The sequence below is a fragment of the Cellulomonas sp. 73-92 genome, from assembly GCF_001898175.1.
Taxonomy (GTDB): domain Bacteria; phylum Actinomycetota; class Actinomycetes; order Actinomycetales; family Cellulomonadaceae; genus Cellulomonas.
The window spans coordinates 104809-128629 of the sequence record NZ_MKTH01000002.1 but is presented as its reverse complement, the minus strand read 5'-3'; the positions used below and the strand labels follow the sequence as shown (position 1 = coordinate 128629).

26 protein-coding genes are annotated in these 23821 nt (G+C 74.2%); 13 read left to right on the top strand and 13 right to left on the bottom strand.

Features of this window, described 5'->3' with window-relative positions; all coding sequences use genetic code 11:
- Window positions 1–66: 66 nt before the first annotated feature.
- On the bottom strand, window positions 67–801 hold the full coding sequence (locus tag BGO37_RS00885; protein WP_291751207.1) for a DUF4191 domain-containing protein: 735 nt from the start codon (window positions 799–801) through the stop codon (window positions 67–69).
- Between the two features lie 11 nt (window positions 802–812).
- Entirely contained in the window at window positions 813–1838 is a 1026-nt protein-coding gene (gene lipA, locus BGO37_RS00880) for a lipoyl synthase (RefSeq protein WP_291751203.1), read from the bottom strand.
- 155 nt (window positions 1839–1993) lie between these two features.
- Between lipA and BGO37_RS00875 the strand changes: the two genes are divergently transcribed.
- On the top strand, window positions 1994–2488 hold the full coding sequence (locus BGO37_RS00875) for a flavodoxin domain-containing protein (protein ID WP_291751201.1): 495 nt from the start codon (window positions 1994–1996) through the stop codon (window positions 2486–2488).
- 37 nt (window positions 2489–2525) lie between these two features.
- Here the strand turns inward: BGO37_RS00875 and lipB are convergent, their stop codons facing one another.
- The gene (gene lipB / locus BGO37_RS00870) at window positions 2526–3206 is read right to left on the bottom strand and encodes a lipoyl(octanoyl) transferase LipB (protein WP_291751198.1); all 681 of its coding nucleotides are present in this window, start codon (window positions 3204–3206) and stop codon (window positions 2526–2528) included.
- Between the two features lie 59 nt (window positions 3207–3265).
- On the opposite strand from lipB, the gene BGO37_RS00865 reads away from it, so the two are divergent.
- Together BGO37_RS00865 and BGO37_RS00860 are read left to right on the top strand one after the other, a co-directional pair.
- Window positions 3266–4294, top strand: a complete 1029-nt coding sequence (locus tag BGO37_RS00865; protein ID WP_291751197.1) for a Gfo/Idh/MocA family oxidoreductase — start codon at window positions 3266–3268, stop codon at window positions 4292–4294.
- A 127-nt stretch (window positions 4295–4421) separates the two neighbouring features.
- Entirely contained in the window at window positions 4422–5564 is a 1143-nt protein-coding gene (locus BGO37_RS00860; protein ID WP_291751195.1) for a hypothetical protein, read from the top strand.
- 142 nt (window positions 5565–5706) lie between these two features.
- On the opposite strand, the gene BGO37_RS00855 is transcribed toward BGO37_RS00860, so the two are convergent.
- The 3 genes from BGO37_RS00855 to lpdA all read right to left on the bottom strand — a co-directional run bounded on the left by BGO37_RS00855 (window position 5707) and on the right by lpdA (window position 10082).
- Window positions 5707–6606: a TIGR01777 family oxidoreductase gene (locus BGO37_RS00855; RefSeq protein ID WP_291751192.1), complete on the bottom strand. Its 900-nt coding sequence runs from the start codon at window positions 6604–6606 to the stop codon at window positions 5707–5709.
- Window positions 6607–6872: 266 nt separating this feature from the next.
- Entirely contained in the window at window positions 6873–8684 is a 1812-nt protein-coding gene (sucB, locus tag BGO37_RS00850; protein WP_291751190.1) for a 2-oxoglutarate dehydrogenase, E2 component, dihydrolipoamide succinyltransferase, read from the bottom strand.
- A gap of 24 nt (window positions 8685–8708) precedes the next feature.
- Window positions 8709–10082, bottom strand: coding sequence for a dihydrolipoyl dehydrogenase (gene lpdA / locus BGO37_RS00845; RefSeq protein WP_291751189.1), 1374 nt, complete (start codon window positions 10080–10082; stop codon window positions 8709–8711).
- Between the two features lie 161 nt (window positions 10083–10243).
- Between lpdA and BGO37_RS00840 the strand changes: the two genes are divergently transcribed.
- Window positions 10244–10600: an oxidoreductase gene (locus BGO37_RS00840; RefSeq protein ID WP_291751187.1), complete on the top strand. Its 357-nt coding sequence runs from the start codon at window positions 10244–10246 to the stop codon at window positions 10598–10600.
- 40 nt (window positions 10601–10640) lie between these two features.
- Here the strand turns inward: BGO37_RS00840 and BGO37_RS00835 are convergent, their stop codons facing one another.
- Window positions 10641–12113: a leucyl aminopeptidase gene (locus BGO37_RS00835; RefSeq protein WP_291751186.1), complete on the bottom strand. Its 1473-nt coding sequence runs from the start codon at window positions 12111–12113 to the stop codon at window positions 10641–10643.
- A gap of 53 nt (window positions 12114–12166) precedes the next feature.
- On the opposite strand from BGO37_RS00835, the gene BGO37_RS00830 reads away from it, so the two are divergent.
- Genes BGO37_RS00830 through BGO37_RS00815 form a run of 4 tightly spaced genes read left to right on the top strand, consistent with a single transcriptional unit; the run spans window position 12167 to window position 14273 of the window.
- Window positions 12167–12520 (top strand): hypothetical protein, encoded by a 354-nt coding sequence (locus BGO37_RS00830; protein WP_291751184.1) that lies wholly within the window; start codon window positions 12167–12169, stop codon window positions 12518–12520.
- Window positions 12517–12966 carry a hypothetical protein gene (locus BGO37_RS00825; RefSeq protein WP_291751183.1) on the top strand — a complete coding sequence of 150 codons (450 nt, stop codon included), beginning with the start codon at window positions 12517–12519 and terminating at the stop codon, window positions 12964–12966. Before BGO37_RS00830 ends, BGO37_RS00825 begins: the two co-directional genes overlap by 4 nt.
- A 57-nt stretch (window positions 12967–13023) precedes the next feature.
- Complete coding sequence (locus BGO37_RS00820; RefSeq protein ID WP_291751181.1) at window positions 13024–14064, top strand: quinone-dependent dihydroorotate dehydrogenase; 1041 nt, start codon at window positions 13024–13026, stop codon at window positions 14062–14064.
- Window positions 14065–14066: 2 nt separating this feature from the next.
- A complete protein-coding gene (locus BGO37_RS00815) occupies window positions 14067–14273 on the top strand; it encodes a hypothetical protein (RefSeq protein ID WP_367188077.1) in 207 nt (68 codons plus the stop codon).
- Here the strand turns inward: BGO37_RS00815 and BGO37_RS00810 are convergent, their stop codons facing one another.
- The 3 genes from BGO37_RS00810 to nadA are packed head-to-tail and all read right to left on the bottom strand — an operon-like array spanning window position 14274 to window position 16708.
- Window positions 14274–14882, bottom strand: coding sequence for a DUF3043 domain-containing protein (locus tag BGO37_RS00810; RefSeq protein ID WP_291751179.1), 609 nt, complete (start codon window positions 14880–14882; stop codon window positions 14274–14276).
- Window positions 14883–14901: 19 nt separating this feature from the next.
- The gene (locus BGO37_RS00805) at window positions 14902–15501 is read right to left on the bottom strand and encodes a DJ-1/PfpI family protein (RefSeq protein ID WP_291751178.1); all 600 of its coding nucleotides are present in this window, start codon (window positions 15499–15501) and stop codon (window positions 14902–14904) included.
- Window position 15502: 1 nt separating this feature from the next.
- Complete coding sequence (gene nadA, locus BGO37_RS00800; protein WP_291751176.1) at window positions 15503–16708, bottom strand: quinolinate synthase NadA; 1206 nt, start codon at window positions 16706–16708, stop codon at window positions 15503–15505.
- A gap of 43 nt (window positions 16709–16751) precedes the next feature.
- Between nadA and BGO37_RS00795 the strand changes: the two genes are divergently transcribed.
- On the top strand, window positions 16752–17969 hold the full coding sequence (locus BGO37_RS00795; RefSeq protein ID WP_291751175.1) for a glycerate kinase: 1218 nt from the start codon (window positions 16752–16754) through the stop codon (window positions 17967–17969).
- Between the two features lie 101 nt (window positions 17970–18070).
- On the top strand, window positions 18071–18421 hold the full coding sequence (gene erpA, locus BGO37_RS00790) for an iron-sulfur cluster insertion protein ErpA (protein ID WP_291751172.1): 351 nt from the start codon (window positions 18071–18073) through the stop codon (window positions 18419–18421).
- Between the two features lie 13 nt (window positions 18422–18434).
- On the opposite strand, the gene BGO37_RS00785 is transcribed toward erpA, so the two are convergent.
- Complete coding sequence (locus tag BGO37_RS00785) at window positions 18435–18710, bottom strand: sulfurtransferase TusA family protein (protein ID WP_291751170.1); 276 nt, start codon at window positions 18708–18710, stop codon at window positions 18435–18437.
- Window positions 18707–19855, bottom strand: a complete 1149-nt coding sequence (locus tag BGO37_RS00780; protein ID WP_291751168.1) for an aminotransferase class V-fold PLP-dependent enzyme — start codon at window positions 19853–19855, stop codon at window positions 18707–18709. Before BGO37_RS00780 ends, BGO37_RS00785 begins: the two co-directional genes overlap by 4 nt.
- A gap of 175 nt (window positions 19856–20030) precedes the next feature.
- Here BGO37_RS00780 and coxB point away from each other — a divergent pair, with 175 nt between their 5' ends.
- Genes coxB through BGO37_RS00765 form a run of 3 tightly spaced genes read left to right on the top strand, consistent with a single transcriptional unit; the run spans window position 20031 to window position 23000 of the window.
- The gene (coxB, locus tag BGO37_RS00775) at window positions 20031–20909 is read left to right on the top strand and encodes a cytochrome c oxidase subunit II (RefSeq protein WP_291751165.1); all 879 of its coding nucleotides are present in this window, start codon (window positions 20031–20033) and stop codon (window positions 20907–20909) included.
- Between the two features lies 1 nt (window position 20910).
- Window positions 20911–22605: a cytochrome c oxidase subunit I gene (gene ctaD / locus BGO37_RS00770; RefSeq protein ID WP_291751163.1), complete on the top strand. Its 1695-nt coding sequence runs from the start codon at window positions 20911–20913 to the stop codon at window positions 22603–22605.
- On the top strand, window positions 22602–23000 hold the full coding sequence (locus tag BGO37_RS00765) for a cytochrome c oxidase subunit 4 (RefSeq protein WP_291751160.1): 399 nt from the start codon (window positions 22602–22604) through the stop codon (window positions 22998–23000). The genes ctaD and BGO37_RS00765 overlap by 4 nt, the downstream gene beginning before the upstream one ends.
- 11 nt (window positions 23001–23011) lie before the next feature.
- Here BGO37_RS00765 and BGO37_RS00760 read toward each other — a convergent pair whose 3' ends face one another.
- Window positions 23012–23656, bottom strand: coding sequence for a methyltransferase domain-containing protein (locus BGO37_RS00760; protein ID WP_291751157.1), 645 nt, complete (start codon window positions 23654–23656; stop codon window positions 23012–23014).
- Window positions 23657–23821 lie beyond the last annotated feature (165 nt).

The following is a 23821-nucleotide window of genomic DNA, read 5'->3' as shown; positions in this document are numbered from 1 at the left end:
GGCCTCCTCCCGGGCCGGGGTGGCCACCCGGTGCGCGGCAGCCGCCGCGCGAGGGGCCCAGCCCTGTTAGCGCGCGCCCCGGCGGTCCGGGCGGGCCTTCATGGGGTCGATGCCCTTGGGGATCGGCAGCTTCATGGTGCCGAGCGCGGTGAGGCGCTTCTCGACGACGGCCAGCTCGGCCTTCGTCAGCTGCGGCTTGAGGCGCTGCACCTTGCGGGGGAGCTGGCGCAGCGGCACCTGGCCGGCCTCGTCGCCCACCTGGATCGTCGTGATCGGCACGCCGGACGCGACGCGCGCCACCTTCTTGCGCTCGGCGTCGAGCAGCCGCGCCACACGCTGGGCGGGACCCTCGGAGATGAGCACGACGCCAGGCCGGCCGAGGCCGCGGAACACGGCGTCGTGCAGGCGCGGGTCGAACTGCACCGGCTCCTGCTGGAAGGTCCAGCCCTTGCGGATGGTGCTCAGCGCCGACAGCGACGCGCCGGGCTGGCCCTCGATCCGCCGGTACGCGGCGGTCTCCGCCCGGCGCGTGAGCAGGAACATCGCCACGACCAGGGCGATCGGGACCGCCATGATGAAGAAGTACCAGAAGTGGCTGGTCAGCTCGCCGATGACGATGCCCACGGCCATGATGCCGAGGAACGTGCCGAGCAGCCACCACGTCACCGCCGGGTCGGTCTCGGCGGTCATCTTGTAGACCTGCCAGACCTGCGTGTACCAGCGGGTCTTCCTCGGGGCGTCGGTGCCCTTGCCCTTGCCCGTGGGCGCCGGCGTCGAGCCGGTGGTGGACGTGCGTGCCATGGGACGCGAGTCTACCGAGCGACGAGCGTGCTCCCGGTGCGCTCCAGGATGGCCGCGGCCTCCTGGCGCGCGGTGCCCTTCTCCCCGAGGTGGGCCAGCGCCGGCGGGATGGGACGTCCGGCCCGGACCATCGCCTGGCCCCACAGCCGCCCCGCGCGGTACGACGAGCGGACGAGCGGCCCGGCCATGACGCCGGCGAAGCCGATGGCCGTCGCGTACTCGGAGAGCTCGACGAACTCCTCGGGGTGCACCCAGCGGTCCACGGGGTGGTGCCGCACCGACGGCCGTAGGTACTGCGTGACGGTGATGAGGTCGCAGCCGGCGTCGTGGAGCGCGTCCAGCGCCTCCTTGACCTCGTCGACGGTCTCGCCCATGCCGAGGATGAGGTTCGACTTGGTGACGAGCCCTTCGTCGTGCGCGCTCGTCAGCACCGAGAGCGAACGCTCGTAGCGGAACCCGGGCCGGATGCGCTTGAAGATCCGCGGGACCGTCTCGAGGTTGTGGGCGAGCACCTCCGGCCGGCTGCCGAACACCTCGGCGAGGTTGTCGCCCCGGGCGTCGAAGTCGGGGATGAGCAGCTCGACGCCCGTGCCGGGGTTGACGGCGTGGATGCGGCGCACCGTCTCGGCGTAGAGCCACGCCCCGCCGTCCGGCAGGTCGTCGCGCGCGACGCCCGTCACCGTGGCGTACCGCAGGCCCATCGCCTGGACCGACTCCGCGACCCGGTTGGGCTCGTCCTTGTCGAACGCCGCCGGCTTGCCGGTGTCGATCTGGCAGAAGTCGCAGCGGCGGGTGCACTGGTCGCCGCCGATGAGGAACGTGGCCTCCCGGTCCTCCCAGCACTCGAAGATGTTGGGGCAGCCGGCCTCCTCGCACACCGTGTGCAGGCCCTCACGGCGCACCAGCTGGTGCAGCTCGCCGTAGTGCGGGCCCATCGAGGCGCGGGTGCGGATCCACTCCGGCTTCTTCTCGATCGGCGTCTGCGCGTTGCGCGCCTCGACCCGCAGCATGCGGCGGCCCTCGGGAGCGATCGTCACCAGGCCACCCTAACCGCGGGCCGTGGGGCCGGGGACTTCCGTCCCATGCTGGGGACCTCCGTCCCGCGCCGCGCGCACCACGTCACGGGACGCTGACGGCACAAGGGGGAGCGGCCCGCGACCGGGGGGTCGGGGCGCTGGCGGAGGAGGTCACGATGCGGGTGCTGGTCTCGGTCGCGTCCCGGCACGGTGGGACGCTCGACATGGGAACGGTCGTCGCCGACGTGCTCCGGGAGGCGGGTCACGAGGTCGACGAGGTGTCGCCGGACGACGTCGAGCGCGTCGACGAGTACGAGGCGGTCGTCCTCGGCTCCGCCGTGTACGTCGGCCGGATGGCGCTGGGCATGCGCGACCTCGTCGACCGGCAGGCCGGCCAGCTGCGCGGGCGGCCGGTGTGGCTGTTCTGGTCCGGCCCGGTGGGGGACGTCCCCGGTGCCGGGCAGACGCCGGACGACGTGACCGCGGTGGCCTCGGCCGTGTCGGCACGCGACGTCCGGATGTTCGCCGGCCGGCTGGAGCGCGACGAGCTCAACATCTCCGAGCGCGCGCTCGTCGCGCTCGTGCACGCCGAGCAGGGCGACTTCCGGGACCTCGACGAGGTGCGCGAGTGGGCCGCCGGCATCGCCGGCGAGCTGGCCCAGTCCCACTGACGGCGCCGCCCGCCTCGTCCTCGCGAGCCCCCTCGCGTCAACCGAGGGCGACGGCCGCGGGGTTCGTCGTGCGCTCGCTGGCCAGCAGCGGCGCCAGCGTGTCCGTGAGGTGGCGCTGCATCAGCGGCATCACCTCGGCGATGGTGACGAGCCGGCCGGTCTCGGCGGACAGCGTGGTCACGTCCGCGTCGGGGATGCCGCAGGGCACGATCCGGCCGTACCACGACAGGTCGCAGCTGCAGTTGAGCGCGAAGCCGTGCATCGTCACCCCGCGCGCCACGCGTACGCCGATCGCCGCCACCTTGCGGTCGTGCCCGCCGTCGCGGCCGGCGAACCACACCCCGCTGCGCCCCTCGACGCGGACCACCGCCAGGCCCAGGTCGGCGCAGGTGCGGATGAGCGCCTCCTCGAGCTCGCGCACGTAGCGGACCACGTCGATCGGCTCGGCGAGCCGGACGATCGGGTAGCCGACGAGCTGGCCCGGGCCGTGCCACGTGATGCGGCCGCCGCGGTCCACGTCGACCACCGGGGTGCCGTCGACGGGCCGGTCGAGCGGGGAGGTGCGCTTGCCGGCGGTGTAGACGGGCTCGTGCTCGACGAGGAGCACGGTGTCCTCTTGCGCGCCGTCCGCGACGGCGGCGTGGACCTCCCGCTGCAGCTGCCACGTCGGCTCGTAGGGCTGGAGGGTCTCGCCGATGCCCAGCACGTCGAACCGCATGAGGGCAGGCTAACCCGGCTCGACCGGACGTCGTCACGGCGTCCCTCTAGGGTGGGGCTGTGGAGCATCTGCGCGTCGGTCTGGTGGGGTACGGGACGTCCGGGCGGGGGATCCACACCCGGCTCCTCAAGGAGGTCGGCCAGCACGTCACGGTCGTCGTGACGCGCACGCGGGGCGACCAGGTCAAGGCCGACTGGCCGCGCGCGGTCGTGGTGCCCGATGTGCCGGGGCTGCTGCAGCACGCGACCGGCCTCGACCTCGTCGTGGTCGCCAGCCCCACCGGCCAGCACGCCGCGGACGTCGCCCGGCTGCTCGACGCGGGGCTGCCCGTGCTCGTCGACAAGCCGCTGGCGACCACGGAGAAGGCCGCGTCCGAGCTGGTTCGGCTGGCCACCCGCCACGGCGGGCGGCTCACCGTGTTCCACAACCGCCGCTGGGACCCCGAGCAGCTGACCCTGCGGGCCGTGCTGGAGCGCGGCGAGCTGGGCCGGGTGCACCGGTTCGAGCGCCGGTGGGAGAGGTTCCGGCCGGTGCCCCTGCAGCGCTGGAAGGAGCTCGACCCCGATGCCGGCGGCCTGCTGCTCGACCTCGGCTCGCACCTGGTGGACTCGGCGATCCAGCTGTTCGGGCCGGTGGCCACCGTCTCCGCGGAGCTGCGCGCGATCACCACGCCCGCGGTCGACGACGTCTTCCTCGCCCTCCAGCACGTGCCGGACGCCGAGGGCCACGCCGTCATCAGCCACCTGTCCGCCGGTGCGCTGGTGGGCGCGCCCGGACCCCGCACGCGCGTGCTCGGGGACAAGGGCGCGTTCCTCGTCACGCACTTCGAGGGCGAGGCGACGCCCTTCGAGGGGCTCGACGCCCGGCGCGGGGTGCCGCCGCACGAGGCGTGGCTGGTGCGCGGCGCCGAGATGACGCCGGTGCCGGCGGCGCCCGGTGGCCACGCGGACCTGTACCGCGCCGTGGTGCGCTGGGCGGCCGGGGACGGGCCGGCCCCCGTGAACCCGCTCGACGCGGTGCACGTCGCCCGCGTGCTGGACGCCGCGAAGGTCGCCGCCGCCGAGGGGCACGCCGTCAAGCTCGCGTAGCCGACCCTGTCGGGTCGACGCCGACGATCAGCCCGCCGACCTCGACGTCCTCGACCAGGACCACGGAGCCACGCGGGCCTGTGGACGGGCCCCGACGAGGGCGGACGCGCATCGCTTCGATGGCGGCATGAACCCTGCTCAGGCCGAGGCCGTCGCCGCGCTGCTCCGCCGCGGGCTGCTGGTGGACGACGACGACGGACCCTCGCTCGCCGATGTGCGCCGCGCTCGCGTGCCGCTGACCGACGCGGAGGCCGTGACGGTGACCGTCCCGCTGGTGGAGACGCTCGACGCCCTCCACGACGCCGGGTTGGCCTATGGCCCACCTCGGCCGGACGGCGTCCGGTTCCTGCCGGGGGGACGTCCGGCGCTCGTCGTGCCGAGGCGGTGGGCCGACGAGCCGGACGACGACGTCCCGGGGCTGCTGCGGACCGTCCTGTCCGTGATGACCCCGCCGCTGCGGCCGGCCGACGAGGCCGACGACGGCCCCGACCTGCGCCCGGTGCTCGAGGACCTGCTCGTCCGCGGCTGCCGCAGCGGCGCCGAGGTGGCGCGGGTGTGCTTCGGCACGGTCGAGCCCGAGGCCGTCCGGATCCCCGACGCCGGTGCCCTCGCCCGCGCCAGCCTTTTGGCTCCCGCCGCGCGGCCGGCACCCGGGGGTGGCACGGCGCTGCCGGGGCCGACCCGGCGGGCCGCCCGGCGCCGCGCCCGCCGCCGGGCCCACGTGCGCACCGTCGCGGTCGTGGTGGTCGCCATCGCCCTGGTGGGCGGCGTGCTGCTGCGGCCGGTTGTCGACCGCGCCGTTGCTGGGCAGGTCGAACCCTCGGCGGGCGTCGACCGCGCCGCCGCCGGGCAGGTCGGGTCATCGGCGGCCGTCGCGGTGGACCCGGTGCTCGACCGGACGGCGCCGGAGGCGGCTGCGGCCGCGCTGACGCGGCAGCGGGCCGCGCTCATCGGCGCCGGCGACGCCGCCGCCCTGGGAGCGGTGGATGCCGCGGGCAGCCCCGCGCTGGGTGCCGACGAGGACCTCGTCGCGTCCCTCGACGGCGACCGCCTCGAGGGGCTGAGCGTCGACGTCCAGGAGAGCGACCTCGTCGCGGCGGACCCCGACGAGCCCGCCGTCTCGGTGACGTCCGCGACGAGCCCCTACCGGCGGGTGGGGGAGTCGGGCACCACCACGGTGCCCGGCGCGACGCCCCGGACGGTCGTGCTTCACCTCCGCTGGACCGATGCCGGGTGGCGCGTGTGGGCTGTCGGCGAGCCGACGGCATGATCCTGGCGTCGGGCGTCGGGCGTCGGGCGTCGGGCGTCGGGCGTCGGGCGTCGGGCGTCGGGCGTCGGGCGTCGGGCGTCGGATGTCGGTGTCGTGGATGTCGATGCCCGCCAGGCTGACGCCGCTGCGCGGCGGCCCGCGCTCAGTGCTCCCGGGACGCCGCCCAGACCCATGCCGCGGCGGTGGCGATGTCCGGGTGGTCCGGCACGAAGCCCGACGCGGTGAGCGCCGCGGGGACGGCGCGGGCGGAGCCGAGCACCTCCGAGGCGAAGTCGCCGAGCACCAGCCGCAGCGCCGGTGCCGGCACGGCGAGCACCGCCGGACGGTGCCAGGTCGCGGCGAGCGCGGCGACGACGTCGGCGTTGCGGTCGGCGCCGGCGACCAGGTTGACCGGCCCGGGCACGTCAGAGGCGAGCAGGTGGGTGATCGCGCGGACCTCGTCGTGCAGCGTGATCCAGCTCCAGAACTGCCGCCCGGAGCCGAGCCGGCCGCCCAGGCCGAGCCGGACGAGCGGCAGCAGCCGCCCGAGCGCGCCGCCGTGCGGCGACAGGACGATCGACGTCCGCAGGTGCGTCACGCGGACGCCGGCCGCCGCGGCGGGCGCGGTGGCGGCCTCCCAGCGCTCGACGAGGTCGGCGAAGAAGGTGCTGCCGTAGGGCTCGGCCTCGGTGAGCTCGTCGTCGCCGCGGTCCCCGTAGGCGCCCACCGCGGAGCCCTGCAGCAGCACCCGGGGGCCGTCGGGTGCGGCGGCGAGGGTGGTGGCCAGCAGGCTCGTCGTGCGCAGCCGGGACGCCACGACGGCGCGCTTGCGGGCCGGCGTGAGCGGGCGCGAGCCCGCGTTGACGCCCGCGAGGTTCACCACCGCGTCGGCGCCGGCCAGGCCCGCGGGGTCGAGCACCCCGTGGTCGGGGTCCCACGCCAGCTCGTCGGCGGCCCGCGCGGTGCCACGGACCAGGCGCACCACGTCGTGCCCGTCGCCCCGCAGGTGGGCGACGAGCGCCGATCCGATCAGCCCATGGGATCCCGCCACGACGACGCGCATCGCGCCATCCTGCCGGGAACCGACCGATCCGTCGCGTCGTGCCCACCGTCCGGCCGCCCGGCCGCCCGGCCGCCCGTCCGGCCGCCGGCCGCCCGTCACCCGTCACCCCACCCCGCCCCCCACCCCGCCCCCACCCCCCAATGCTCACTTTCCTGACGTCGGCGTTGCGATTCACGACCGGAAGTTCAGGGAACTCGGGGGTGGTGGGCGCGCATGACGAAGGGGCGCCCCGCGCGGCGGGACGCCCCTTCGTCGGGAGACTGCGGTCAGAGGCCGAGCTCGGCCTCGAACGCGCCCTCCTCGATGCGGTTCTTGATGGCGACGAGGTAGCGCGCCGCGTCGGCGCCGTCGACCAGGCGGTGGTCGTACGACAGCGACAGGTAGCACATCTGCCGCACGGCGATGACGTCCGAGCCGTCCTCGCCCGTGATGACCACGGGCCGCTTGACGATCGCGCCGGTGGCGAGGATCGCCGACGTGCCGCCGGGGACGATCGGGGTGTCGATGAGCGCCCCGCCCGAACCGGTGTTCGTCACCGTGAACGTCGCGCCGGACAGCTCGTCGGGCGAGACCTTGTTGGCGCGGGTGCGGCTCGCCAGGTCGGCGATCTTGCGGGCCAGGCCGGCGAGGTTGAGGTCGCCCGCCTCGCGGATGACCGGCACGAGCAGCCCGCGCTCGGTGTCCACCGCGATGCCGACGTTCTCGGAGCCGTGGTAGGTGATCTGGTTGCCCTCGAGCACGCCGTTGACCTTGGGGTAGGCCTTCAGCGCCTCGACGGCCGCCTCGATGAAGAACGGCAGGAACGTGAGGTTGACGCCCTCGCGCGCCTTGAACGCGTCCTTCGCACGGGTGCGCAGCCGGGCGACCTTGGTGACGTCCACCTCGACCACCGTGGTCAGCTGCGCCTGCGTCTGCAGGGCCTCGACCATGCGCTCGGCGATGATCTGGCGCAGCCGGCTGGCCTTCTCGGTGGTGCCCCGCAGCGGGGACACGGCCGGGACGGGCGCGGCCTTGGTGGCCGACGAGGCAGGCGCCGCCGCTACGGGGGCCGGCGCCGCCGCCTGGGCAGCGGCCAGCGCCGCCGCCTGGCGGGCGGCCTCGGCCTTCGCCGCGGCGTCGAGCACGTCCTCCTTGCGGATGCGGCCGCCGACGCCCGTGCCGGCCAGCGTCGACGCGTCGACGCCCTTCTCGGCGGCGAGCTTGCGGACCAGAGGCGTGAGGTAGGCGCCGGCGGACGGCAGCGCGACGGCGGCGGCCTGCTCGGCCGGGACCGGCGCGGGCTCGGCGACCGGAGCGGCGGGTGCCGGCGCAGGGACCGGTGCCGGCGCGGCGGCCGGGGCCGGGGTGGTCGGGATCGGCGCCGGGGTATCGACGGCGGGGACCGGCGCCGGTGCCGCAGCGGGTGCGGGTGCCGCCGGTGCGGCGGCGGCCGGGGCGGGAGCGCCGCTGCCGACGATCGCCAGCACCGCGCCCACCTGGGCGGTCTCGTCCTCGCCGACGAGGATCTGCTGCACCACGCCGGCAACCGGCGACGGCACCTCGGTGTCGACCTTGTCGGTGGAGATCTCCAGCAGCGGCTCGTCGACGGCGACGGTGTCGCCGACGCTCTTCAGCCAGCGGGTGACCGTGCCCTCCGTGACCGACTCGCCGAGCGCGGGAAGCCGCACCTCGGTGCCGCCGGCCTGCTCGGCACGGGCGGCGGGAGCCGGCGCGGGGGCGGCCTCCTCCGCGGGCGCCGGTGCCTCGGCGGGCGCCGGCGGCGCGGCCTCCTCGGCGGGCGCCTGCTCCGGCGCGGCCTGCTCGGCAGGGGCGGTGGCGGGCTCGTCGTGCGACGCGCCCGCGCCGTCCCCGATGACACCCAGCACCGCGCCGACCTGGGCGGTCTCGTCCTCACCGACGAGGATCTGCTCCAGGACACCGGCGAAGGGCGACGGGATCTCGGTGTCGACCTTGTCGGTCGAGATCTCGAGCAACGGCTCGTCGACGGCGACGGTGTCCCCGACGTTCTTCAGCCAGCGGGTGACGGTGCCTTCGGTGACGGACTCCCCGAGGGCGGGAAGCTGCACGTTCTGCGACATGACGGCTCAGATCTCCTTCGGTTCTCAGGCGTGCGCGTGCAGCGGCTTGCCGGCCAGTGCGAGGAACGCCTCGCCGAGGGCCTCGTTCTGGGTCGGGTGCGCGTGGATCAGGCTCGCGACGTCCTCGGGGTAAGCCTCCCAGTTGACGATCAGCTCCGCCTCACCGATGAGCTCGCCGACACGCGCGCCGATCATGTGGACGCCGACCACCGGGCCGTTCTTCTGCCGGACGAGCTTGACGAACCCCTGGGTGCCGAGGATCTGGCTCTTGCCGTTGCCGCCGAGGTTGTACTCGATCGTCTCGACGTCCACGTAGACCTCGCGGGCCTTCGCCTCGGTGAGGCCGACGGAGGCGACCTCGGGGTTGGAGTACGTGACGCGCGGGATGCCGCTCTCGACGATGGGCGCCGGGGACAGGCCGGCGATGTCCTCGGCGACGAAGATGCCCTGCGCGAACCCGCGGTGGGCCAGCTGCAGGCCGGGCACGATGTCGCCGACCGCGCGGATGTTGCCCACGCCGGTGCGCAGCCGCTCGTCGGTGATGACGAAGCCGCGGTCCAGCGTGATGCCCTGGCCCTCGTAGCCGAGGTTGGCGGTCGCGGGGCCGCGGCCGACGGCGACGAGCAGCAGGTCGGCGTCGAACGTCTTGCCGTCCTCGAGCCACACGTGCACGCCGCTGTCGGTCTGCGAGACGCCCGCGAAGCGGACGCCGACGGAGAAGTTGATGCCCCGCTTGCGGACCTGGCGCTCGAACGCCTTGCTGAGCGACTCGTCCTCGTTGGGCAGGAGGTGCGGCAGGGCCTCGACGATGGTGACGTCGGTGCCGAACGACTTCCACACCGAGGCGAACTCGGAGCCGATGACGCCGCCGCCGAGGATGATCGCGCTCTGCGGGATCCAGTCGAGCTGCAGCGCCTGGTCGGACGTGATGACGCGGCCGCCGATCTCGAGGCCGGGCAACGACTTGGCGTAGGAGCCGGACGCGAGGACGACGTGCTCGCCGGTGAGGGTCCGGTCGCCGACCTGGACCGTGTTGGGCCCGGTCAGCGTGCCCCAGCCGTTGACGATCTCCACGCTGCGGTGCGTGAACAGGCCCTGCAGGCCCTTGTAGAGCCGGCCGACCACCGAGTCCCTGTACTGGTTGACCTCGACCATCTCGATCTTCTCGAGCTGGGTGTGCACGCCGAAGCGCGCGCCTTCGCGGGCGTCGTCGGCGAGCTCGGCCGCGTGCAGCAGGGCCTTGGTGGGGATGCAGCCGCGGTGGAGGCACGTGCCGCCGACCTTGTCCGCCTCGACCAGGGCCACCGACTTGCCCAGCTGCGAGGCGCGCAGGGCGGTGGCGTAGCCCCCGCTCCCTCCGCCCAGGACGACGATGTCGAAGGTGCCGGTGTCGGCCACAGCCTGCTCCTCAGGTTTCGGGGGATGTGGGAATCAAGGACCAAAGTCCATCTTGTCATTGCCGCACGTCAGGAACGAACGCGTCCCGCTGTGACCTGCGAGACATTCGTCCCATCACTTACCGCGCTGGTCACACGGGTACGGCGGTTACCCTCGACCGCATGGCGTGGTTCCGCCGGCGCAAGCCGGCCCCAGCGGGCGAGGCATCGACGCGCGAGGCGCGTGAGGCGACGCTGGCGCACCTCAAGGACTTCGTCGCGACGCGCGTCGGCGTCGAGGCCTACGTCGAGCCGGCGACCACGGTGACACCGACCACCGTGATGCTCGTCGCGACGGACGGCGAGTGGACGCGGCGCCGGGTGCCGGACCCGCGCACCGCCGCCCAGATCGCCCGCGACCTGGGCATCCCAGTGTACGACGTGCAGCGCGTCGGCTACCCGCAGCGCGTCCGGGACTGGAACGCGCGCCAGCGCCTGCGCCACGGCGACCGCGACCGCACGACGATCGACCCGGCCTGACGCTCCCCAGCCGGGTCGCGGCAGGGCCGGTCGCCCGTGGTCAGCGGGTGGCGCGGGACTCCACGAACGCCAGCAGCGTGCGGACGCCGAAGCCGGTGCCACCCTTCGGCGTGTAGTCGTGCTCGCCGCGCTCGTTGAACGCCGGGCCGGCGATGTCGTAGTGCGCCCAGGGCGTGCTGCCGGCGAACTCCTTGAGGAAGATCCCCGCGACGAGCATGCCCGCGTCGCGGTTGCCGGCGACGTTGGCCAGGTCGGCCACGCGCGAGGACAGGTTCGCCTTGAGCTCGTCGGGCAGCGGCATGGGCCAGGCCTGCTCGCCGGACCGGTCGGCGGCCGCCACCAGCTCGGCGCGGACCTCGTCGGTCCCCATGACGGCGCCTACGCGGTCGCCGAGCGCGACGACCTGCGCGCCCGTCAGGGTGGCGATGTCGATGACGACGTCCGGCTTCTCCTCGGTGGCGGCGACGAGCCCGTCGGCCATGACGAGGCGACCCTCGGCGTCGGTGTTGAGGACCTCGACGGTCTTCCCGCCGCGGATCGTGACGACGTCCGACGGCCGCTGCGCCGTGCCGGACGGCATGTTCTCCGCCAGGCAGAGCCAGCCGGTGACGGACGCCGGGACGCCGAGCTGGGCGGCGGCGAGCACGGTGTGCAGCACCGCGGCCGCTCCGGCCATGTCGGACTTCATGGTCTCCATCGACCCGCTGGGCTTGATGGAGATGCCGCCGGAGTCGAACGTGATGCCCTTGCCGACGAGCGCCACCTTCGCCTTGGCGCGCGCGGGGGAGTAGGCCACCTTGACCAGCCGCGGCGGCCGCGGCGAGCCCTGGCCGACGCCGACGAGGCCGCCGTACCCGCCCGCGGCGAGCGCCTTCTCGTCGAGCACGGTGATCCGCACGCCCTTGACGCCCTTGGCCGCCGCGCGGGCGGCCTCGGTGAACGCCTCGGGGTAGAGGTGGTTCGGCGCGGCGTTGACCAGGTCGCGCGTCGCGTGGACGGCGGCGGCGAGCACCTCGGCGCGGGCCACGCCCTGCGTGGCGGCTGCGTCCTTGGCCTTCGTCGTGACGACCTCGATCGAGGCCACGGGCGCCCGGGCGGCGTCCGCCGCGCGGTACCGGGTGTACGTGTAGGCGCCGAGCAGCGCGCCCTCGGCGACCGCCACGGTGGCGGCGACGTCGCCCGCCGGCAGCGCCAGGGCGACCGATCCGACACCCGCCAGCTCGCGCGTCGCCGCACCGGCGGCCCGGCGCAACCGCTCCGCGGTGACGGGGCCGGTGCCGAGGCCGACGAGGACGAGCACCTTCGCCTTGAGCCCGGTGGCCGGCACGCGGCGCACCTCGTCGGCCTTGCCGGTGACACCGAGCGCGCCGGCGTCGCGGACCAGCGCCGAGCGCAGCTCGCCCGGCAGCCAGTCGGTGCCGACGAGCTCGACGCCTCCGTCCTTCGGCGCGGTGGCCACCACGAGGGCGTCCACGGGGAGCTTGGCGGGGTCCTTGCTGGTCAGCGCGATCACCTGCCCAAGGGTAGACCGGTGCGGCGCCCGGCCGACCGGTACGGTGTCGAGCCGTGAGCACCCTCCTCGTCTGGGTCGGCGTCGTGCTGAGCCTGGTGCTGGCCGCCTCGGCGGGCTGGCACACCCTCCGGAACAGGCCCGTGATCCTGCGCCAGCTGCTCGCCGGCGCGGTGGTCGAGGCGTACCTGCTGATTCAGCTCGTCGTCGTGCTGGTGCACCCGGCCGGCGGAGGGGCGGCGAGCGGGCTGTTCTGGACGTACGTCGTCACCCAGTTGTTCGTGCTGCCGCTCGCGGCGACCTGGGCGTTCGCGGAGCGGACGCGATGGAGCTCGGTGGTGCTCCTCCTCGGTGCGCTGGTCGTCGCCTTCCTCCAGCTGCGGCTGCTGCAGGTCTGGGGCCAGGCGTGAGGCCGACGAGCCAGGGGCCCGGCCGCGCGCTCGTCACCGTCTACGGCGTGCTGGCCCTCGCGGCGTGCGCCCGCGGGGGTTTCGAGGTCACCACCAAGTTCCACGAGGCGCCGCTCTCCTACTCGCTGGCGTTGTTCGCGGGCGTCGTCTACGCCGTGGCGACCTTCGCGCTGGCGACGAACCGCCGCTGGCTCGCCTGGCCCACGGTGCTGACCGAGATGGTCGGCGTGCTCGTCGTCGGCACGCTGTCGTTCGTCGCGCCGGGACTGTTCCGGCTGCACGCGTCGGTGTGGTCGTGGTTCGGGGTGGAGTACCTCCTGGTCCCGCTCGTGCTGCCGTTCCTCGGCGTCACGTGGCTGCGACGCTCCGGGCGGGCGGCGGCCGACGAGGCCACGCGGGGTGCCGCGCCCGACGAGGCCGCACCCGGCGCCGGCCCCGCGGCCTGACGCCCGGGCGCTGGTGGACCCAGCCGACGGCACGGACCGCCCGGTAGGTTGAGCGCCGTGTACCGGCTGCTGTTCGACCTCGTCCTGCGGCGGACGGACCCCGAGAAGGCGCACGCGGGCACGTTCGCGCTGATCCGCACCGTGGCCGCCGTACCGCTGCTGCGCGACGTGGTCGCGGCCGTGCTCGGCGCCCCGCGCGACTCCTCGTTCGGCATGTGGGGCCGCAGCTGGCCCTCCCGCCTGGGGCTGGCGGCGGGGTTCGACAAGGACGCCCACGGCGTGCTCGGCATGGCGATGATGGGCTTCGGGTTCGTCGAGATCGGCACGGTCACCGCGCTGCCGCAGCCCGGCAACGAGCCGCCGCGGCTGTGGCGCCTCGTGGACCGCCGGGCGCTGCGCAACCGCATGGGCTTCAACAACGCCGGCGCCGAGGCGGTGGCCGCGCACCTGCGCCGGCTGCGCGCCACGCGCCGGGGGCGCGCCGCGGTGGTGGGCGTCAACATCGGCAAGTCCCGCGTGACGCCGCTCGAGCGCGCCGCGGACGACTACGCCACCAGCGCCCGGCTGCTGGCGCCGTACGCCGACTACCTCGTCGTGAACGTGTCCTCGCCGAACACCCCGAACCTGCGCGACCTGCAGGCCGTCGAGTCGCTGCGCCCGGTGCTCGAGGCGGTGCGCGTCGCGGCCGACGAGGCGACGACGGCGGCCCACCGCGCGCCGGTGCCGCTGCTGGTGAAGATCGCCCCCGACCTGTCCGACGACGACGTCGACGCGGTCGCCGACCTCGTCGCCGAGTTGGGGCTGGAGGGCGTCGTCGCGGTCAACACGACGATCGCGCACGACGAGGGTCCCGGCGGCCTGTCCGGCCCGCCGCTGCTGGCCCGCGGGCTGGACGTCGTCGCGCGGCTGCGCGACCGGCTCGGCCCTGCGGCGGTCATCATCGGCGTCGGCGGCATCTCGACCGGCGCCGACGCCCGCGAGTACCTCGCGGTCGGTGCCACGCTGGTGGAGGCCTACACCGGGCTGATCTACGAGGGGCCGTTCTTCGCGCGCCGCATCACGCACGCGCTGGCGGCCGACGAGCGGAGGGCGGGCTGAGCATGCGACCGCGCTGGGAGTGGCGGCTGGAGGACGAGTCCGGCGCCGTGCTGGACCGCCCGACGAGCCCCGTCTTCGACGCCCGCTACGACGCCGAGGAGTGGCTCGGCGACCACTGGCGGGCGCTGGCCGAGCAGCGCGTGCGCCGCGCGGTGCTCCTCAACGAGGGCGCGCCGGTGCCGCCCACGATCGCCCTGCCGGCCGCCTGACTACTTCTTCGGCGCCTTCGGCACGACCGGCGCGCCGCCGCGCCTCACCTGCGGGCGCGGCAGGCGGGTGCGCGGCAGCTGGGTGGCACGCAGCACGCCGTACATGAGGTTGCCGCTCGTCGAGGTCGGGCCGAACTTGGCGATGAGCCGCTTGCGCAGGCCACGCCACAGGATCACCGAGTCGACGACGACCGCGAGCACGTAGAGGTACAGCGCCGCGACGACGAGCGAGAAGCCGAGCGACCCGAGGTACTGCGCCACGAACGCGAAGAGCAGGAAGACGACCGCCAGCGGCAGGAAGTACGAGCCGAGGTTGAAGCGCGCGTCGACGTGGTCGCGCACGAACCGCTTGACCGGCCCGGCGTCGCGCGGTGGCATGTTCCGCTCGTCGCCGGAGAGCATCGCCTTGTACTGCAGGTCGCGCTTGGCCCGGTCCTTGGTGCGCGCGTCCTTGGCCGCCTGGCGGCGGTCGTCGACGACGAGGGGGCGCTTGTTGGCCGCCTCGGCGACCTTGCGCTTCGGGGTCGGGTGGCCCTTGCCCGCCGCCGGATCCTCGACGGGTGGCTGCTGCACGGGGGCGGCGTCCGCGTTCTTGTTGCGACCGATCACCCCGTAAGGGTAGCGGCGGTCAGACGGGTGGTTCCGGGTCGTACTGGATGCCGCGGCGCACCCGCCGGGCCATGTCCCGGGAGTCGAGCCGGTCGACGAGGTGGAGCGCCATGTCGATGCCCGCCGAGACGCCGGCGGAGGTGACCGTGTCGCCGTCGTCGACCCAGCGCGCCTCGGTGTCGACGAGGATCGAGGGGTCCAGCTCGGCGAGCTCGTCGAAGGCGTCCCAGTGGGTCGTCGCCGGCCGGCCGGCGAGCAGCCCGGCGGCCGCGAACACCAGCGCGCCGGTGCACACGGAGGCCAGCACCGGGGTCGTCGCGCGCATCTGGCGCACCCAGGCCAGGTGCTCCGGGTCGGCGGCCAGGGCGCGGGTTCCGTGCCCGCCCGGGTAGATCAGCACGTGCAGCGGGCCCACCTCGTCGGCCGACGTGTCCGGCACCAGCGACAGCCCCTTGGCGCACCGCACGCCGGCGCCGTCGGCCGAGAACGTCAGCACCTGGGGACGCAGGTCGGAGTGCTGCGCCCACCAGGCCAGCACGTCGTAGGGGCCGACGACGTCGAGCTCCTCGGCTTCGTCGAAGACGAAGAGCCCGACCCGAAGCGGGTTCCCGGTGCCCACGTCAGTAGCCCGGCAGCGCCAGCATCTGGTCCAGCGCGACGCGCGCCCAGTGGGCGTCGTCGGCGTCGACGACGATGCGGTTGACCACGCGGCCGGCCGCGAGCGACTCCAGCGCCCACGTGAGGTGGGGCAGGTCGATCCGGTTCATCGTCGAGCAGAAGCACACGGTCGAGTCGAGGTAGTGGATCGCCTGGTCGGGGTGGGTCTGCGCCAGCCGACGCACCAGGTTGAGCTCGGTGCCGATCGCCCAGTGGGTGCCCGCCGGCGCAGCGTCGAGGGCCTTGATGATCTTCTCGGTCGACCCCACCTCGTCGGCCGCGGTGACGACCTCGTGCGTGCACTCGGGGTGGACGATCACCCGCACGCCCGGGTCGGCGGCACGGATGTCCGCGACGTTGCGCGCCGAGAAGCGCCCGTGCACGGAGCAGTGGCCGCGCCACAGGATCATCCGGGCGTCGCGCAGCTGCTGCGCGGTGAGGCCGCCGTTCGGCTTGTGGGGGTCGTAGACCACGCAGTCGGTCAGCCCCATCCCGAGCTGGAGCACCGCCGTGTTGCGCCCCAGGTGCTGGTCGGGCAGGAACAGGACCTTCCCACGGCCGTCGACCCCGCCGGTCTGCTCGAAGGCCCACCGCAGGGCGACCTGGGCGTTCGACGACGTGCACACCGTGCCGCCGTGGCGGCCCGTGAACGCCTTGATGGCCGCCGTGGAGTTCATGTACGTCACGGGGACCGTGTCGTCGGCGACGCCGGCGTCGGTCAGCACGTCCCAGGCGTCCTCGACCTGGTCGATCGCCGCCATGTCCGCCATGGAGCAGCCCGCGGCCAGGTCCGGCAGCACCACCTGCTGGTGGGCTGCGGTGAGGATGTCGGCCGACTCGGCCATGAAGTGCACGCCGCAGAAGACGATGAACTCCGCCTCGGGCCGCGCCGCGGCCTGCTGCGCCAGCCGGAAGGAGTCGCCCGTGACGTCAGCGAACGCGATGACCTCGTCGCGCTGGTAGTGGTGGCCCAGGACGAAGGCGCGGTCGCCGAGGGCGTCGCGCGCCGCGCGGGCACGTTCGACGAGGTCGGGGTCGCTCGCGGGCGGCAGCGTGCCGGCGCACTCGACGCCCCGTTCGGAGGCGAGGTCCACACCGCGTCCCAGCAGGAGCAACGCCGACGAGGCGGGCTCGACGAAGACCGACCGCTCGGGTGTCGCGAGAGTCACACGCCGATCCTCGCACAGGCCCGCCGTGCGACGATCTGGGGCCATGCGCGTGCTGCTGGCTCCGGACGGCTTCGGTGGGCTGCTCTCGCCGCAGGCGGCGGCCGCCGCCATGGCGGCCGGCTGGCGCGCCGGAGCACGGCACGACGAGATCGTCGTCGCCCCCCTGGCGGACGGTGGCCCGGGCTTCGTGGACACCCTGCGGGCGAGCATCGGCGGCCGGCTGCTGCCGTTCGTCGTCCGCGGGCCGTGGGGCGAGGACGTGGACGCGGCCGTGCTGCTCGCCGGCGACACGGCCTACGTCGAGTCGGCCCAGGCGGTCGGCCTCGCGCTCGTGCCGGACGACCGGCGGGACCCGACGCGCACCACGTCGGTGGGCCTCGGGGAGCTGCTGCGGCACGCGCGCGAGACCGGGGCGCGCCGCATCGTCGTCGGCCTCGGTGGCTCGGGGACCGTCGACGGCGGCGCCGGGATGCTGGCCGGGCTCGGGCTGGCCGGCGCTGGCGGCCGCCTCGCCGGGGGCGGTGGCGGGCTCGACGAGCTGGCGGACGACGACCTCGCCGGCCTGCCGGCGCTGCGGGCCGACTGGTCGGGCGTGGAGGTCCTCGTCGCCTGCGACGTCGACGTGCCGCTGCTCGGGCTGCAGGGCGCCGCCGCGGGCTTCTCGCCGCAGAAGGGCGCGACGCCGGAGCAGGCGCAGCACCTGGAGCGGGCGCTGGCCCGGTTCGCGCGGGTCGCCGGGGCCGCGCTCGGCGAGGTCGAGCGCCCGAACCTGCTGGCCGAGCCGGTGGCGTTCGGTCATCACCACGGCGCGGTCCCGACGGCCTCGGCCCGCTCCGGTGCCGACCGGCTGGCCGCGCTGCCGGGGGCGGGCGCGGCCGGGGGGCTCGGCTTCGGGCTGGCGCTGCTCGGCGCGCGGCTCGTGCCCGGGGCGGCCGTGGTGGCCGACGCCGTGGGGCTGGACGCGCGGCTGGCCGGCGCCGACCTCGTCGTCACGGGCGAGGGGCGGTTCGACTGGCAGTCGCTGCACGGCAAGGTCGTGGCGGAGGTGGCGCACCGCGCGCTGGCGCACGGCCTGCCGACGATCGTCGTCGCCGGCGAGGTGCTCGTCGGCCGGCGGGAGCAGGCGGCCGAGGGGATCAGCGCGGCCTACGCCGTCTCGGAGACGCGCGCGCAGGTGGCGGCCGCGCTCGCCGACCCCGCCGGCACCCTCACCGCTCGCACCGCGGCGGTGGCGCGCACCTGGTCGCCCAGGCCGCGCTGACGCGCGGTCGAGAGTCCCGCTCGGCGCGTCGTACGCTGACGGGGAACAAGCGCGCCGACAGCCCCGTTGCGCACAGCAACGGCGTGCGACAGGAGAACGACATGAGCGAGACGATCCAGACCGCCACCCATGGCGTGGAGCTCACGGACGTGGCCGCGGCCAAGGTCCGCAGCCTGCTCGAGCAGGAGGGTCGCGACGACCTCCGGCTGCGCGTCGCCGTGCAGCCGGGTGGCTGCTCCGGCCTGATCTACCAGCTGTACTTCGACGAGCGCATGCTCGAGGGCGACGCGGTGCGCGACTTCGGCGGCGTCGAGGTCGTCGTCGACCGCATGAGCGTGCCCTACCTCGAGGGCGCGACGATCGACTTCGCGGACACGATCGAGAAGCAGGGCTTCACGATCGACAACCCGAACGCGCAGAGCTCCTGCGCGTGCGGCGGCTCGTTCGCCTGATCCTGCGGCCCGCTCAGCGGGCCTTCGCCGGTCCGAGGAGGACGGTGAGCACCAGGTGCTCGCCGTCCTCCGTCGTCTCCAGCACCCGATGCCCGCGCATGCGTGCCCAGGCGGGGACGTCGACGGCCGCGGCGGGGTCGGTGGCCAGCACGGTGACGCGTGCGCCCTCGGGCAGCGACCGCGCCGCCTTGGCGAGCGCGATGACGGGTGCGGGGCACAGCATCCCCCGCGCGTCCACGACCACCTCGTCCGGCACACCCGCACCGCCGGGGGTCACCTCGCCGGTCACAGGTCGACCACCCCGAGCCGGGCCCGGATGGACCGGACGATGCCCGGCAGCACGTCGGCGAAGCGCTCGACGTCGGCGGCCCGCGTGCCGCGCGGCAGGGCGATCCGCACGTTGCCGTGCGTGAGCACGCCCATCGCCGCCAGCACGTGGCTCGGCTCGAGCGTGCTCGACGTGCACGCGGAACCGCTGCCGACCGCGAACCCGGCGGCGTCGAGCGCGCCGACGACCGCCTCGCCGTCGACGAAGAGGCAGGAGAACGTCAGCACGTGCGGCAGCCGCCCCTCGGCGGGCCCGGCGACGTCGACGTCCTCGATCTCCGCCGGGATGCGGTCGCGCAACCGCGCGACGAGCGCGCGCCGCTCCTCGTCGGCCGCGGCCTGACCGGCGAGAGCCGACTCGAGCGCCACCGCGGCGGCGAGCGCCGCCGGCACGCTGACGCCCCCCGGGAACCAGCGGTCCTCGTCGGACGGCCGGTCGGGGGAGCGCCGCACCCCGGCGCGGACGACGAGCACGCCGAGCCCCGACGGCCCGCCCCAGTCGCCCGGGTTGGCGGCGAGCAGGTCCCACGCGTCGCCCACCGGCACGTGCCCGAGGCTGGCGCCGGCATCGACGAGCAGCGGCACCCCGGCGGCGCGGGCCGCCTCGTGGACCGCCGCGACGGGCTGGAGCGTGCCGACCTCGCCGTTGGCGTGCTGGAGCGCGGCCAGCGCCACGCCCGGACGTGCCAGCGCGGCGACGAAGGCCTCGTCGTCCACCTGGCCGGTGCGCGCCACGGGGACGGTGACGCGGCGGCCGTCGCCGCGCGCGGCCGTGAAGTCGGCGGCGTGTAGCACGGCCGCGCGCTCCACGGCGGAGACGACGACGTCCGCGCCGACCCGCCGGCGCCCCAGCGCCACGGTGGAGACGGCCGTGTGGAGGGCCGCCGTGTGGGACGGCGCGAGGTCGACCTCCTCGGTGCGCGCCCCGACGGCCGCGGCCAGCGCCTCCCGGGCGCCGTCGAGCAGGGCGCGGGCGCGGCGCCCTTCGGAGTGGAGCCGGCGGGGGTCGGCCCAGCCCTCGTCGAGCGCGGCGAGGAACGCGTCGCGCGCCACGGGCAGCAGGGGGGCCTGGCCCCCGGCGTCGAGCACCACGCGGTCGACCGTCACGGGGAGAACCTAACCCGCGACGGAGCACGTCATGACGGTTCGGGACGCCGCGTCACGACATGCGAGAACACCCGGTGCAGGCTCGGACGTCCGCGCTACGCTGGGCCAGCCGGGGACTAAAGTCCCAGGCCTCAGGCTTCGTCGCCGCCCCTCGGGCCGTAGTGGAAGGCAGGCCGTGCACCCGGACCACCGACGCCGCTCACGTCGTCGCCGCGCCGTCGCCGGCGCGGGACTGCTCGTCGCGGCCACCGTCCTCCTGTCCGGCTGCTCGGACCTCCTGTGGCGCGGCTTCCTGCCGGGGAGCTCGACGCACGAGGTGACCGACCAGACCGGTCGCATCAGCACCCTCTGGCGCGGCTCCTGGATCGCCGCCCTGCTCGTCGGGGTCCTGGTGTGGGGCCTGATCCTGTGGTGCGTCGCCGCCTACCGCAAGCGCAAGGACGACGACGACACCCTGCCGGTCCAGCTGCGCTACCACGTGCCCCTCGAGGTGATGTACGTGGTGCTGCCGATCGTCATGATCGGCGTGATGTTCTTCTTCACGAACCGGGACACCACGGCGATCCTCGCCACCGACAAGCCGGCGGACCTGCACGTCCAGGTGATCGGCAAGCAGTGGTCGTGGGACATCAACTACCTGGACGACGGCGTCTACGACGCCGGGGTCCAGGCGGCCGACGTCAGCCAGCCCGGGGGGCTGGACAACGGCGTCGTCACGCTCTACCTGCCGGTGAACGAGCGCGTGATGTTCACCATCAACTCCCGCGACGTGGCCCACTCGTTCTGGGTGCCGGCGTTCCTCTTCAAGATGGACGCGATCCCGGGGCGCACCAACACCTTCGAGGTGACCCCGACCGCGATCGGCACCTACCGCGGCAAGTGCGCGGAGCTCTGCGGCGACTACCACGCGAAGATGCTCTTCAACGTCCAGGTCGTGTCGAAGGCCGACTACGACGCCCACATCGCCGCCCTGCGCGCCGCGGGCCAGACCGGCCAGCTCGGCCTGGACTACAGCCGCAAGCAGAGCGTGACGACCATCGGAGGCCAGGGCTGACATGGCGACGCACGTCGAGGTGATCCCCGGGCTGGCCCCGCGCCAGCAGACCATGGGCCGGACGATCGTCAAGTGGATCACGACGACCGACCACAAGACGGTCGGCTACCTGTACCTCATCACGGCGTTCGTGTGGTTCATCCTGGGCGGGATCCTCGCGCTGCTCATCCGCGCGGAGCTGTTCTCACCGGGGCTCCAGGTGTTCCAGAACAGCGAGCAGTACAACCAGGCGTTCACGATGCACGGCACGATCATGCTGCTGCTCTTCGCGACGCCCCTGTTCGCCGGGTTCGCCAACGTCATCATGCCGCTGCAGATCGGCGCGCCCGACGTCGCGTTCCCGCGGCTCAACATGCTGGCCTACTGGTTCTACCTGTTCGGCGGGATCATCGCCGCCGCCGGCTTCCTGACGCCGCAGGGCGCGGCGTCGTTCGGCTGGACCGCGTACGCGCCGCTCAACGACACCGTCTACACGCCCGGCTTGGGCGGCGACCTGTGGGTGTTCGGGCTGGCGCTGGGTGGGTTCGGCACCATCCTCGGCGCGGTCAACTTCATCACGACGATCGTCACGATGCGCGCGCCCGGCATGACGATGTTCCGGATGCCCATCTTCACCTGGAACATCCTCATCACGTCGCTGCTGGTGCTGATGGCCTTCCCGCCGCTGGCGTCGGCGCTGTTCGCGCTCGGCGCGGACCGGCGCCTGGGCGCCCAGGTGTTCAACCCCGACAACGGCGGCGCGGTGCTCTGGCAGCACCTGTTCTGGTTCTTCGGGCACCCGGAGGTCTACATCATCGCGTTGCCGTTCTTCGGCATCGTGACCGAGATCATCCCGGTGTTCAGCCGCAAGCCGGTGTTCGGCTACAAGGGCCTGGTGTACGCGACCATCGCGATCGCCGCCCTGTCGGTGACCGTGTGGGCGCACCACATGTACGCCACCGGCGCGGTGCTGCTGCCCTTCTTCTCGTTCATGACGATGCTCATCGCGGTGCCGACCGGCGTGAAGTTCTTCAACTGGATCGGCACGATGTGGCGGGGCAAGCTGACCTTCGACACGCCGATGCTGTGGACCCTCGGGTTCATGGTGACGTTCCTGTTCGGCGGCCTCACCGGCGTGATCCTGGCCAGCCCGGCGCTGGACTTCCAGCTGACCGACACGTACTTCGTCGTCGCGCACTTCCACTACGTGGTGTTCGGCACGGTCGTGTTCGCGATGTTCGCCGGCTTCTACTTCTGGTGGCCCAAGTTCACGGGACGGATGCTGGACGAGCGGCTCGGCAAGGTCCACTTCTGGCTGCTGTTCATCGGGTTCCACACGACGTTCCTCGTCCAGCACTGGCTCGGCGTGCGCGGCATGGCCCGGCGCTACTTCGACTACTCGCCCGCCGACGGCTTCACGTGGATGAACCAGCTGTCGACCATCGGCTCGGGGATCCTGGCGATCTCGATGCTGCCGTTCTTCTACAACGTCTACCGGACGTGGCGCAGCGCCCCGATGGTGACGCGCGACGACCCGTGGGGCTACGGCAACTCGCTGGAGTGGGCGACGAGCTGCCCGCCGCCGCGGCACAACTTCACGTCGCTGCCGCGCATCCGCTCCGAGCGCCCGGCGTTCGACCTGCACCACCCGGAGGTCGCGGCGCTCGACCACGTCGAACCCGAGCCGATGGTCGGCGCGAGCGGGGGCTCCCGATGAGGTTCGAGGCGAAGCTGTTCCTGGCCGGTGTGCTGTTCTTCGTCCCGGTCGGGCTGATCTACGCGGCCTTCAGCCACGGCGAGCCCGTCGGTTCGGCCGGCCTGCCGCTCGTCGGCGGGCTCGTCGGGATGATCGGCGGGTACTTCGGGCTGCTCGCCCGCCGCATCGACCGACGGCCGGAGGACGACGAGCACGCCGAGATCGCGCAGGGCGCGGGCGACCAGGGCGTGTTCGCCCCGTGGAGCTGGTGGCCGCTCGTGCTGGCCGTGGGTGCGGCACTCGGGTTCGCGGCGCTCGCCGTGGGCTGGTGGATGCTCGCCATCGCGCTGCCGTTCGGCGTCGTCGGGCTCGTCGGCTGGGTGCTCGAGTACAGCAGCGGCCAGCACGCCCACTGACGGGGGCCCCCTCAGGGCACGCGGCTGGCGACGGCCAGGAGCACCGGGTAGTCCCGCTCCCCGCCGTCCACCGCCCGGCGCACGACGAAGACGGTGCTGACCTCCGCCGTCGCGAACCCGGCCGCCGACAGCGCGGTCCGCAGGTCCGCCGGCGCGAACCCGTGGTGACCGCCGAACGCCTCGTCGTGCCCGTGGTAGCTGCCGTCCGCATCGGCGGCGAGGTCCGCCACCAGGAGCAGGCCCCCAGGCGCCAGCAGCGCGTGGAACGTGCGCAGCAGCCGGACCACGTCGGGCACGTGGTGCAGCGCCATGGACGTGTAGACGACGTCCACCGAGCCGGGCTCGGGCCTGCCCGCGGGGTCGTGGCTCGTCAGGTCGACGGGCAGGGGGCGGACGCGCGCCGCGAGCGCGGGCCCGGCGGCGGCGATCTTGCCGGCGGCGGCCGCGAGCATGCCGGGGGAGGTGTCGACGAGGAGGATCTCGTCGAACCGATCGGTGAGCAGCAGGCTCAGCGCGCCGGTGCCGGAGCCGAAGTCGAGCGCACGGTGGTAGGTGCGCTCACCGAGCCGGGACCGGATCTCCGCGGCGATCGCCTGCGTGCGGCGTGCCCGCTGCTCATCGTCGTCCCAGGTGGCGGCCGCTGCGTCGAAGTCCATGAGGCCACCCTATGAGCGGGCCGTCGTCAGACCCCAACGGGTGCCCCTTGCCGAGTAGTACACCGGTGTACTACAACTGACGGGCAGCCCAGTGAGGACGCTCGGCGAGACGGTTCCCCCGTCGTGACCGTGGTCGCCCTCGGAGGTCACCGGCGGAAGGGGGTT